At 57.9% G+C, this 11,573-nt stretch carries 12 protein-coding genes and 1 tRNA gene; 5 read left to right on the top strand and 8 right to left on the bottom strand.

Annotation, left to right across the window (positions count from 1 at the left end):
• Positions 1-269: 269 nt before the first annotated feature.
• The 5 genes from QT222_RS14680 to QT222_RS14660 all read right to left on the bottom strand — a co-directional run bounded on the left by QT222_RS14680 (position 270) and on the right by QT222_RS14660 (position 2,485).
• A tRNA-Trp gene (locus tag QT222_RS14680) sits at positions 270-446 on the bottom strand.
• A 56-nt stretch (positions 447-502) separates the two neighbouring features.
• Positions 503-730 carry a DUF5795 family protein gene (locus QT222_RS14675; RefSeq protein WP_269321955.1) on the bottom strand — a complete coding sequence of 76 codons (228 nt, stop codon included), beginning with the start codon at positions 728-730 and terminating at the stop codon, positions 503-505.
• Positions 731-803: 73 nt separating this feature from the next.
• The gene (locus QT222_RS14670; protein WP_004572389.1) at positions 804-1,190 is read right to left on the bottom strand and encodes a secondary thiamine-phosphate synthase enzyme YjbQ; all 387 of its coding nucleotides are present in this window, start codon (positions 1,188-1,190) and stop codon (positions 804-806) included.
• Positions 1,191-1,276: 86 nt separating this feature from the next.
• On the bottom strand, positions 1,277-2,197 hold the full coding sequence (locus tag QT222_RS14665; RefSeq protein WP_491477590.1) for a DUF5794 domain-containing protein: 921 nt from the start codon (positions 2,195-2,197) through the stop codon (positions 1,277-1,279).
• 84 nt (positions 2,198-2,281) lie between these two features.
• Positions 2,282-2,485, bottom strand: a complete 204-nt coding sequence (locus tag QT222_RS14660; protein WP_081603711.1) for a DUF8099 family protein — start codon at positions 2,483-2,485, stop codon at positions 2,282-2,284.
• A 420-nt stretch (positions 2,486-2,905) separates the two neighbouring features.
• Between QT222_RS14660 and guaB the strand changes: the two genes are divergently transcribed.
• Both guaB and QT222_RS14650 read left to right on the top strand, forming a co-directional pair.
• Positions 2,906-4,402 carry an IMP dehydrogenase gene (guaB, locus tag QT222_RS14655; RefSeq protein ID WP_004572391.1) on the top strand — a complete coding sequence of 499 codons (1,497 nt, stop codon included), beginning with the start codon at positions 2,906-2,908 and terminating at the stop codon, positions 4,400-4,402.
• A 222-nt stretch (positions 4,403-4,624) separates the two neighbouring features.
• On the top strand, positions 4,625-5,362 hold the full coding sequence (locus QT222_RS14650; protein WP_004572392.1) for a beta-ketoacyl-ACP reductase: 738 nt from the start codon (positions 4,625-4,627) through the stop codon (positions 5,360-5,362).
• Between the two features lie 29 nt (positions 5,363-5,391).
• Here the strand turns inward: QT222_RS14650 and QT222_RS14645 are convergent, their stop codons facing one another.
• Positions 5,392-6,270, bottom strand: a complete 879-nt coding sequence (locus QT222_RS14645) for a hypothetical protein (RefSeq protein ID WP_491477587.1) — start codon at positions 6,268-6,270, stop codon at positions 5,392-5,394.
• A gap of 127 nt (positions 6,271-6,397) precedes the next feature.
• Between QT222_RS14645 and QT222_RS14640 the strand changes: the two genes are divergently transcribed.
• The 3 genes from QT222_RS14640 to QT222_RS14630 all read left to right on the top strand — a co-directional run bounded on the left by QT222_RS14640 (position 6,398) and on the right by QT222_RS14630 (position 8,567).
• The gene (locus QT222_RS14640; protein ID WP_004572394.1) at positions 6,398-7,471 is read left to right on the top strand and encodes a TrmB family transcriptional regulator; all 1,074 of its coding nucleotides are present in this window, start codon (positions 6,398-6,400) and stop codon (positions 7,469-7,471) included.
• A gap of 187 nt (positions 7,472-7,658) precedes the next feature.
• The gene (locus tag QT222_RS14635) at positions 7,659-8,249 is read left to right on the top strand and encodes a HalX domain-containing protein (RefSeq protein ID WP_004572395.1); all 591 of its coding nucleotides are present in this window, start codon (positions 7,659-7,661) and stop codon (positions 8,247-8,249) included.
• A 177-nt stretch (positions 8,250-8,426) separates the two neighbouring features.
• Positions 8,427-8,567 carry a DUF7503 family protein gene (locus tag QT222_RS14630; RefSeq protein WP_491477586.1) on the top strand — a complete coding sequence of 47 codons (141 nt, stop codon included), beginning with the start codon at positions 8,427-8,429 and terminating at the stop codon, positions 8,565-8,567.
• On the opposite strand, the gene QT222_RS14625 is transcribed toward QT222_RS14630, so the two are convergent.
• Complete coding sequence (locus tag QT222_RS14625) at positions 8,568-10,586, bottom strand: hypothetical protein (protein ID WP_491477589.1); 2,019 nt, start codon at positions 10,584-10,586, stop codon at positions 8,568-8,570.
• Between the two features lie 134 nt (positions 10,587-10,720).
• Complete coding sequence (locus tag QT222_RS14620) at positions 10,721-11,431, bottom strand: DUF7504 family protein (protein ID WP_491477588.1); 711 nt, start codon at positions 11,429-11,431, stop codon at positions 10,721-10,723.
• Positions 11,432-11,573: the final 142 nt, after the last annotated feature.

The following is an 11,573-nucleotide window of genomic DNA, read 5'->3' as shown; positions in this document are numbered from 1 at the left end:
CGGGTTCGAGGAGACAGATGCCGACGAACGGGAGGTCACGACTCGGCGTGAGTAATTCGGTGGTGAGCGCGTCGTGATGCTCGTGCTCGTGGTCTGAAACGTGCCGTAGCTCTGTGTGAACCTGAAGAAGGGTTGATTCGACGGTGTCTCCCGCCTTCCGAGAGGGCGCGAGACTCATGCCGATTCACCCCCTGAGAGGGGGACTAACGTAAGGTTAGTGGAGCGCTGTTGCTCCTTAATTAATCCACACGAAAAGGTTATTTTAGGTATGGGGCCGGAGGGATTTGAACCCCCGATCGACTGATATCTCCGGTGTGCGCCTCGGAACTCCAGAGGGTCGTCAACACGACCGATGATCAGTCGGCCGCTCAGTATATCAGCTGGAGTGTCGTCCCGGGCGCCAAGCCTCTGGAGTCAGTCGCCATGCCGGGCTTGGCCACAGCCCCGATTCGATCTGTCTGCACTCTCTCGTATGGCGATTTTTCTTAAAGGGGTTTCGATTCTATTCGTCGCGGTCGTCGTCCGCCCAGTCGCACTCCTGGCACTTGTAGGCGGTCACGAATTCCGTCACACTCGGCATGTAGCCGACCTGAATCACGTTTTCTCCACAGTCGGGACACTCGAAATCGGCGTCCTGAATCGGCTCGGCTTCCATCGGTCGTTCACCCTCGACGAGTTCGGCGAGCGTCTCTGGTGTGACCATCCGTCCTTGCACGACGCGGTTGCTCATATCCGAGCAACCGTCCCGAGGTAAGTAAGCCCTCCGCCAACACCTCGCCGCACTGTAAAATCAGATTTTGAACCTATGGAGTTGCCACAGTCACCGTTCGCGTCCGCGGGCCGTCGCACTCGACGAGGAGCACCGACTGCCACCGCCCGAGGTCGAGTGTGCCGTCGGCGACCGGAATCGAGATGCCGTTGCCGACCAGCAGCGCGCGGAGGTGCGAATCCGCATTCCCGTCGAGTTTGTCGTGGTCCCACCCTTCGTCAGGCACGGTCCCGGCGAGCATCGATTCGATATCGCCGAGGAGACGCGACTCAGCTTCGTTGACACAGACGCCCGCAGTTGTGTGTTGCGAAAAGACCGTACAGACGCCGTCGTAGTCGGATGGAAGCGCGTCGGCGACCTTGTCGGTCACGTCGAGAGCCTGCAGACGCCTGTCTGTTTGTACGTCGAAGGTTCGGCGCATACACGATGTTCGACGGCCGCGAGAAAAAGTCGTCCGGGAACCATACGTGGCGGCTGTCAGACGCTTACCGTGACACCGTCCCTCGCTTACAACCAGGGGGCGCGCGACTCTTCTTCGCCGGGGTAGCCGTAGCCCGGCTTAGATGCATCCTCGTCGTCACCGGCCTGTGCGATACCGTCGTCGGTCAGCGCGTTCAGGTCGGCGTCTTCGTCCGCGTCCTGATACCCGTCGTACGCGTCGTCCTGTGCGACATCGTCGCCGCCGTCGGCGACAGCGTCGTTCACGTCGGCACCGTCGGCGGCCGCGAGGTCGTCGAAGTCAGCTTCCCCCTCATCCGCCGACCCGGGGTCGAAGGCGAACAGCGCGGTAACGCCGAGGACGCCCAGTGCGACGGGTGCCTTAGTCGGCATCAGGCCGAGCACGTCCAGCGCCAGCATGCCGAGGGCGACCGAACTCCCGAAGCGGAAGAGATTGATATCGACGTTTCCGCGGAGGCGTGGGGCGAACAGCGCGATAGCGCCCGCAAAGCCGACGCCAGTCCCGGCAGCGGCACCGGCGCTCACGAGGCGCGTCAGGTTCGGATTGACGATGAATTCGAATCCGGACGGTTCGAAGCTCGCCACGAGTCCGAACCCGATGATGATGCTCGGAGAGGGGAGATACTCGCCGACCTTCGAGGAGGCCGTCTTCGCGGCGACCGCCAGGATGACGAGGCCAGCGAAGCGGTGGAAGGTCTCGAACCTCAGCACCGTCTCGATCGTCTCGGCGACGGCGGCCTCGGCGACCGCAATCGGGATGAGAATCGCACCGAGTATGAGGATGGACGTGAGCTGTTCGCGGCGCGTGCCGTCCATCTCGGCGAGGATGACCGCGACGGTAGCCGACCCACCGAAGATGAGCAGACCGGTCTGGAGAATGCCCGTGACCGACAGGCCTCCTGCTGCGGTCGTCAACGCCCCCGCCATAATGAGTGCGGGGAAGATGCCGTCGACGAGAGGCAGCGCCATGACGGTCGCAAGCAGGCGGGTGGCACCACCGACCTGCTGCTCGAGGCGAAGGGCGACAGGGTGGCGTGAGACACTCATTCGATGTTACTGGCCTTCACCATGGCCCAAGCGGCGATAAGGACGCAATTCGGACAAGTGCGTACGAAGATGTCGTACCCGAAGTCCTGGTCCATTGTGTCCTTTATTGAACTCCCGTTTAAATGTCTGCCACATGGGTGTAAAGAGAATGCCGGAGTCGGAGGTCATTTGACCGGCAATGCGCGATGCGGCGGGACACGTGGAGTCCATACAGGATAGAATTGGGACAGGAGTATTAAACGGTGTGTGGGATACGACCGCATGGAACATGTGCATCGACACCACCAATATAAAAAGAAGGCTACGATTTGTCGGTTTTCTCTCCGATTTCCTACGATATTGCGATACACGTTCGTGAATATGGCGATTATTCACGATGGAATAGGCGTGAATATTCCTCAGTGGCGAGGTGCGCGGTTGTTCAGCGACCGATTCGTGACAAAGTGTTGCCTCGTCACCTGTCCCGCGAGTGAGTCTGTGAGTTGGTGCCTGTGAGTTGGTGCACTTGTTGCGGGTGCGTGCAGCCAAACATAACCACGCCCGTGTATATCTCGTTGCGAGGCTTTGCCATACATCGACACGCCCGTGCTATCTCGCAACCCTTTTGTTGTCGCCGAAACCACGCTTGATATGGCGAACGACGTTCCTGACGAAGATACTTTTTCCGAGAAGCTACGGGTACCCGAATCCCTCACGTTCGACGATGTACTGCTCCGTCCGATGGAGAGCCGCGTCGAGCCCGACGACGCCGACGTGTCTACGCGCGTCTCGAAGAACGTCGAACTCAACATCCCCATCCTCTCTGCGGCGATGGACACCGTCACCGAGAGCGGGATGGCAATCGGCATGGCCCGTGAAGGTGGCCTCGGCGTCCTCCACCGAAACATGGACGCAGACCAGATGGTCCACGAGATTGAACGCGTCAAGCGAGCCGACGAACTCGTCATCCGACGCGAAGACGTGGTCACTGCGAAGCCCGGACAGACGATTAGCAAAGTCGACGAAATGATGGAGCGCGCTGGTGTCTCCGGCGCACCCGTCGTCGACGACGACGACGTCGTCCTCGGCATCATCTCCGGCACCGACATCCGTCCGTACCTCGAAGTCGGCGAGTCCGACGAGGTCCGCGAAGCGATGACGGACGAGGTCATCACGGCCGAACGCGACGTGACCGCCCGCGATGCCCTCGAACTGATGTACGACCACAAAATCGAGCGTGTTCCCATCGTCGACGACGACAGCCGACTCGTCGGACTCGTCACGATGCAGGGCATCCTCCAGCGCCGCGAACACGAAAACGCCGCCCGCGACGAGGACGGCCGCCTCGTCTGCGGTGTCGCCGTCGGACCGTTCGACGACGAGCGCGCCCAGATGGCCGACGAAGCCGGTGCTGACGTCATCTTCATCGACTGCGCCCACGCGCACAATCTCAACGTCATCGACACCGCCCGCGAAATCAAGGAGTCCGTCGATGCCGATGTCGTCGTCGGAAACGTCGGCACCCGGGAGGCCGCCGAAGAACTCGTCGACTTCGCCGACGGTGTCAAGGTCGGTATCGGTCCCGGTTCCATCTGTACGACCCGTGTCGTCTCCGGGTCCGGTATGCCGCAGATTACGGCGGTCGCGGAAGTCGCCGACGTCGCCTCGCAGTACGACATCCCCGTCATCGCCGACGGTGGCATTCGCTACTCCGGTGACGCCATCAAGGCTATTGCTGCCGGTGCGGACGCCGTCATGCTCGGTTCCTACTTCGCAGGCACCGACGAGGCACCCGGCCGCGTCATCACGATGAACGGCAAGAAGTACAAGCAGTACCGCGGCATGGGTTCCGTGGGTGCGATGCGCTCCGGCGGTGCCGACCGCTATCTCAAAGAGGACAACGAAGACGAAGAGTACGTCCCCGAGGGCGTCGAGGCCGCGACGCCGTACAAAGGCTCGCTCGCGTCCGAACTCCACCAACTCGTCGGCGGGATGCAGTCCGGGATGGGCTACGTCGGCGCAGAGACGATTCCGGAGGTCAAAGAACGCGCTCGGTTCGTCCGCGTCTCCGCGGCGGGCCAGACCGAAGGACACCCCCACGACGTGATGATTACTGACGAAGCGCCGAACTACAGCCCGAGCGAGTAACGCGCAGAACTCGTTCGCTTTTCGACTGCACACGGCGGTTTCCAAGACGATAGTTTCCAACACGAGATAGCGCGACCGGCAGGTGACCAAGCACTACGTGCGCCGCCGCCCGTCGATTGCGAGTTCGACCGTTAGTTCGTCTCACAGAGAAGGCCTGCCAGCTACCGAAACGTCTCAACCACCCTAGAGTTCTTTCACTGCACAGACCGTATTCAGAACGTTATGCGGGCTAAAACGTGTGTCGTTACGGGATCGTCAAAGGGAATCGGGCGTGGGATTGCCAAGCGGTTCGGCGAAGAGGGGTGCGAAGTCGTGGTCAACTACCGGACTTCTCCGGAGGCGGCCGAAGGGACTGTCGACGCAATCGAAGCGTCAGGCGGGTCGGCTATCGCGGTACAGGCCGACGTGACCGACACGGACCAAGTTAAACAGATGCGAAAGGAGGCCCACGATGCCTTCGGACAGGTGGATGTCTTGGTGAACAATGCGGGTATCAACCAGGACGTCATGTTCAAGGAGATGACCCACGAGGAGTGGGACGTCGTTCTCGACGTTCATCTCGACGGGGCGTTTCACTGTACGCAGGTGTTCTACGACGATTTAGTGGATGCTGAAGAGGGCCGGCTCATCAACATCTCCAGTATCGTGGGAAAAGGCGGCAATCTCGGGCAGGCGAACTACGCGACAGCCAAGGCCGGCATCTTCGGATTCACGCGAACGCTCGCGCTCGAACTCGCCCGCGAAGGCACGACCGCTAACTGTGTCGCGCCCGGGTTCATCTCAACCAAAATGGTCGAGAGAATCCCTCAGAAAGTCAAAGACCGCATCCAAGATGATACTCCACTCGGGCGGTTCGGCACCGTCGAAGAGGTCGCGGAGGTTGTCGCTTTCCTCGCAAGCGACCGCTCGTCGTTCATCACCGGCGAAGTTCTCGACGTCAACGGCGGGAAGGACCTCTAATCGTAGCGCGGTCTATCTCTCGTCACCGGCTACGGAATTACGACGACTGACCCACCAGACACCGCGACGACGCCGAGGTAAAACAGCGTCCCGACTGCCGCGCTCGTGAGGACGACTTGCGCCGGGTCTCTGCGGGGAAGCGTCCGTCGAAACACTGGTATCTCGGTTAGCTCGGGTCTGGTGAGTATCCGATTCATCGAGAGTGCTAATAGGGCAACGAACACCGGTCCGATGACGACGCTGTTTGTCATCCGCAGCAGAGAGGCTGTCGTCGCCTCTGAGAGCGTCATCGTTGCGATTGGTCCCAACAGTGCTGCGGGAGCGGGAAGTCCCATCACGCCTGCGACAACTGCGCCATAGTTCGCATAGAGGAACAACACTGTTCCGACAACCAGACTCCCGACCTTGAGGCCGGTCTCACGCCGACCGCTCATGAGTCGCGGGAGAGCAAACAGGCCGAGTAGGTACACCGTGTTCGCACCGACCCACGGGCCGAGTCGTTGGAACGCGAGTGGGAGTCCTGTAGCGAGGATGCCGACGCTGAACCAGTCGAGGCTGAGGAGCGTCGCATTGGGACACACGCCGGCGAACACTGCGCGGCGATGCACGGGGTGTGCGAGGTAGTATCCGACGCGGAGTGCCAAGAACGTCGGCACGAGAAGGACGTACGCAATCAGCCTGACAACGAGGCCGCCGCCTGCGCTGGCAGACCCGATAACGAGGGCAGTCGAGAAGTCCAGTAGGCCGTTGACGAACCAGAACGTCAGGAGTGATGGGGCGAAGGCACACCCCGAAAGGACGGCTGTTGTGTGGCCAACAGAGGGTGAAAACTCCCGCGAAAGCAATGACTCGGCTGCTTGTTGAACACCTGAAACCGGATTGTACTCCTGCGTCTCGTCCACAGACATTGTTGTCTATTGGTACTCTTTGGTCCCTCGCGACGGTGCAAATGGCGCGCACAATCACGTGTACCACTCGAACTCAGCGAAAAACATGATATGATTAATAGGGATGTATATCGTGCATCTATAAGCGATGGATACCGCGGAGCTACGCACCGCACTTCGAAATGCTGGATTATCGCAGTATCAGGCCGAGGCGTACGTGGCCCTTCTCCAGCTCGGAGCAGCGAGCGCAACAGAACTGGCTGACGCCTGTGCTGTCCCGACAGCACGCATCTACGACGTTCTCCGGGACCTCGAAGCGAACGGCTACATAGAGACGTACGAACAAGACAGCTTGCATGCGCGAGCGTGCGACCCACAATCGGTGATGGAGGACCTCCGGAGCCGGGCCGTTCAACTCGACGAGGCGGCGGCGGAGATAGAGACACGCTGGCAACAACCGGCGGTCGACAAGCACATGCTGAGTATCGTCAAGCGGTTCGAAACCGTATTTAGTCGGACCGAGGAGATGATTCGGGACGCCGATGGAGAGGTTCAACTGTCGGTCACTCCCGAACAGTTCGAGAACCTCAAACCGGCGCTCACCGAGGCGTACGAAAACGGCGCGTTGGTGAAGGTGTCTCTCCATTCCGAGCACTCCGTAGAACTCGACGCACTCGACGAGAGTGATTACCGAGGGGTGGCAACCGAAGTTCGACAACGGACACTTCCGACGCCGTTTGTCGCAATTGCAGATAGGACCGGCGCGTGTTTCGCGCCGCACACCAACTCGGTGAATCAGTACGGTGTCCTCGTCGATGACTACACGTTGGCGTACGTCTTCCACTGGTATTTCCAGACCGCACTATGGGAAGTGTGGGATGTAGTCTATACCGCACAGACGGGTGACCCACCGATCGTCTACTCCGATATTCGGCACTTCGTACAGGACGCCGAACCCCTGCTTCACGATGGGAAACGTATCGTCGCGCACATCAAGGGATACGGGACCGATGACCGAGAGCCAGTCGATTTTACTGGTGAAGTGACAGATGTATTCTACACCGCGGTATCGGCTCCCAACGATACGTTATCGTTTTCTGAACTCGCAGGACAGGTCTGCCTAACTGTCGAGAGTAACGGTGAGACGTACTCTGTCGGTGGTTGGGGCGCAATGTTGGAGGAGATTGAGGCAAATCGAATCACTATTGAGGAAATCGCCTGAACTGTTCATCGAGGAAGAACTGTTTGTCGATGGGGGACTGTTCGATTCGCCGGAATGTATAACAACTAAGGGGGATAATTACAGGCCACAAGCGCAGTTCCGGGATACGCTTGACAAGGGGTATTTTGATATACCACCACACGACATTGAATTTCGTGAGTGTCCCCGGAACACCACTGAACTACCAATGAGTGCAGAACAGCCACTGGTGCTCATCGTAGAAGATGAGCCTGACCTCGCCGATCTGTACGCAACCTGGCTTAGGAACGACTATCGCGTTCGTGTCGCCTATGGAGGCCGAGAGGCACTCGACGAACTCGACGACGAGGTTGACGTCGTCCTCCTCGACCGTCGAATGCCCGACCTCTCCGGCGACGAAGCGCTCTCGGAAATCCGAGACCGTGGTTTCGACTGCCGCGTCGCGATGGTGACTGCGGTCGAACCAGATTTCGACATCATCGCCATGGGCTTCGACGACTATCTCGTCAAGCCGGTCTCGCGTGAAGCGCTAACGGACACCGTCTCTAACCTTATCTTGCGAAATGCCTACGATGTGGGGATTCAAGACCTGTTTTCCCTCGCTTCGAAGAAAGCGCTCCTCGAATCCGAGAAGGATGAGGCAGCCCTCGAAGAGAACGAAGAGTATCAGAGACTCACCGACCGCCTCCAAGAACTCAGACGCGAACTCGACGAAACACTTAGTCAACTCGACGACACTGAGGGAATACCTGCCGTCTACCGCGATATCGGCGACGCTGCCGATAGCGACGAGTCCTAACACGGGCACAATTGCTCTGGGGGCCGAGACTTCTCTTATCGGGTAACTCGACACGAGCGACAGTCACATCATTCCCGTGATGGTTTCCTACATTATCCATTCAGTTAATTAAGTTATTTTCATATCAGATATACACGAATAATTATATTTCATCCCCGGTCAATGGTATGTCTGTACATGGCCAATAAGTCCAACCAGATGGTTTCGTACCTTCGTCAGAATCCCCGTATGATGGGTGTCCTGTTTACGCTCCTACTCCTGCTTTCGCAGGCGGGGAGTGCCGCAGCCGGCACGGCAGGATATATCTATGGTCCATGATTAAGAAATAAAACTGTCGTCCCAGTAGACTTGTCCGTCGTAAACGACCGGTAATTGTTCCAGTGATAAGAATCCGACAAGCTCGTCTTCTTTTAATTCAATATCGGTTATCTGTTGAGAGGCAAGGTAGTACTGTTTGTTTCCGGGGAATGCAGGGATAATCAACGAGCCAGGGCCACACCGAGATGTGGGGTACGCATGATATGACAGATTGTATCGGTTCTGTTTGATATGGTCGACTTCACAGAGAACTGCAACACCACTTTCTGCTTGTACTACCGAGAGACTTCCATCCCCGACGACGGCATATTGGTGCGCGATGTCACTATCTTTCCGGACGATATCGAGCGAGGTCTGCAACGGAAATCCAATATTCAGGAGTCGAGCAAGTGTTCGCCCTACCCTAACCGCTTGACTGTTAATGACCTCACTGAGTGTGACAATGCCTCCGATAGCACCTGCCTCCACGAGTTCGAGGCCCTGCTCGTACGATTGGCACGCATTGAGAAGAAATGCACCGGCTCGAACCCGTGTAACTGACTTTGCATCGAGTCTCCCGTCACGACATTGGAATCCACCGTCATCGATATGGCCGATGTAGTGCAGGAAGTCTGTCGACTTAGCGAGTATCTCTCGCAACTCCGCACGACTGAGGTTATAATGTGCGTCTACGTCAAACGAGAGACTATCTCGCGAACCATACACGTCGTCGACGATATTGCTCTCGTCGAGCATCTCTTGGTCGTTACAGACGACGGTGATGCCGATATCACCCGTCGCCGGTTCGCGCTGGAGACGGTTTCGGTACGCAGCGGGTGTCGCCTTACTCGCACCGACAGGTGTCCCGTCGCCCACCCACGCTTGTTCAACCGAGTCAGTTGAACTGGGTCGAACGTACGTCTCGTCCGTGGTCGTTGTCCCTGTGCTCCTGACTGTTTCGTCCCGGAGGAAATCGTCAACGACGGCGGCCTGTACTTCGGATTCTGGAATCTCAGTTCCGGACGGTGTCCGCACAACTGCGAGGTCGTTCGTGACGAAGGGCAACAGTTCTATGTTGTTCGATTCTGGCGCGACGTGTGTCGTCAATTTCCACTCGGGGATGAGGTCCGAGATGCACTCGTACGGAACGTCGAAGTACGTCTCCAATTGTTCGCTGAGTGGCGCGTCGTACAGTCCTGAGGCATCAATATCAATTCGTGACTCGACGGTCCGGCGCTCGTGGAGTTCAACGTCGTAGATTCCTTCGGTTCGAACCACACAATCGAGGAAAAACGTTCGTTTGAGCGCCCGTGAAACCTCTTCCTCGAAACCATGTGGCCCGTCAAATTCGTGGACGAATCCGGTGTCCGTGACCAACCGTGGTGAATTTCCGGGAACGAGTTTCGCCCCGAGATAATACGCAAGCGGTGTCGCAACGAAAATGTGGCTCAGTGTCGGCGGGAGTTCGATTCGGATACCAGTCTCTGGGGTATGAAGGCCCTCAGGGATATCCAACTCATCACCGAGTTCGAGAAGTGGTGGATGCCCACGGAGTGTCGGATACGACCGTTCGACGCTCGTCGTCTTGAGTGCCGAACTGAATGCCGAGACGGCTTGCATCACCTCGTATGGATTCTCCGTCGTCGTGACTGTCGTCGCCGGACTCTCGTGCGATGAACGAGCACCGACGTGGACTTCCGTTGGCCCCTCGAACGAAAGAACAGTTTCCAGTGGTTTCGCGTCGATGGTAAGCGGACCATCGACCTTGAGGTACGTTTTGACTGCGCCAAAGAGTTCTATACTGTATGTTTCGTCGCCCAGTCGCTCGGACCCCTGCTGGTCGACCTGCGCGAGCATCGAATCACTCTCGTCGCGAACGCACACGACAGTGTTCGCGGCTACTTCGATTCGGTTCGTCTTGATGCGGACCGCTGCGTCAGTGGGGAGGGAAAACTGACTTTCGTCTGTCGGGTTTGGTGTGACTGGCGATGGTGTTTGCAACTTGAACTGGTGGCGTTCGACGTTATCTCGAACGACCAACCCCGTGCCTTCTGAAGGGAGCGAAAAGCCGACTTCGAGGGTGGAGGACGTGTTGGCCCGTTCGCTCTGCCCGGACGGTTGCATTGAGTACATGTGACACGATTAGAGTGAAAAACGTATTGGTCGGAAGAATTTCACGGTTTCAGGGGTAACCAGCCGGACGACACGTCTTTCTGTCTGAGATGCCACCGATGTTGTGCTTCCGTTCCTTCGACATTGAGCTCCACGACAGCATCGAACAGCGGTTCGAGAACTCGATTTATCTCGTCGGACCGGTCACCCGGCGACCAGACGTGAACCATCCCGTTTTGGGCCCGAACGTGTGCTGTCATGATGTGGAGAAACCGGAATACGTGTTCACGCTCGTATCGTGACAGGAGCGACGGGAGACAGTCGAAGGCAACCCGAAGCTCGGCGGGTGAGAGCGTTCCTGCGAGACGGTCGAACTCGGTTACATCCTCGGAAATCTCGGCACCGAGTTCCCCGAGTCCACCGCTCACTTGACGTTCGTACGCCGTCTGCACCCGGCCCGCTACCGGTGAGGTGACGGCCGCAGTACCACGTTCAAGCGTCGTGTATCGAATCGCCCGTGTCCACTCCATCGACCGTTGAATGGAAGGGCTGAGTCGGGCGTCAAGCGGTGTGGAGTCGTTCAAGACGAGGAGGCGTCGGCGCGGTTCATCTGGTGCTCCGAGCATCTGTTTCGAGGCACGCGAGTAGAGTTCAGTTGGAACTGAACCGACGACAAGGAGTGCGCTCCCTCGTCGCTTGAGGTCATCCAATCCGAGGTGGAATGTGGATGTATCCTCGGTCACGACTGTGTCTGTGTCACCTCCCGAAACTATTCATGTTGGACGACGAAACCATATTTAATAATACTTTGCGTGTTATTCTCTCGAAATATGATACCATGTGGCATTATTATATACTTGATGGTCTCAACGGGCACATTTGTGTCGTCGAGGTGTAGTTCTCTTTTGTGGGTTA

It is taken from the genome of Haloferax sp. s1 (assembly GCF_058382125.1).
This window is presented reverse-complemented; position numbering and strand designations above follow the sequence as displayed.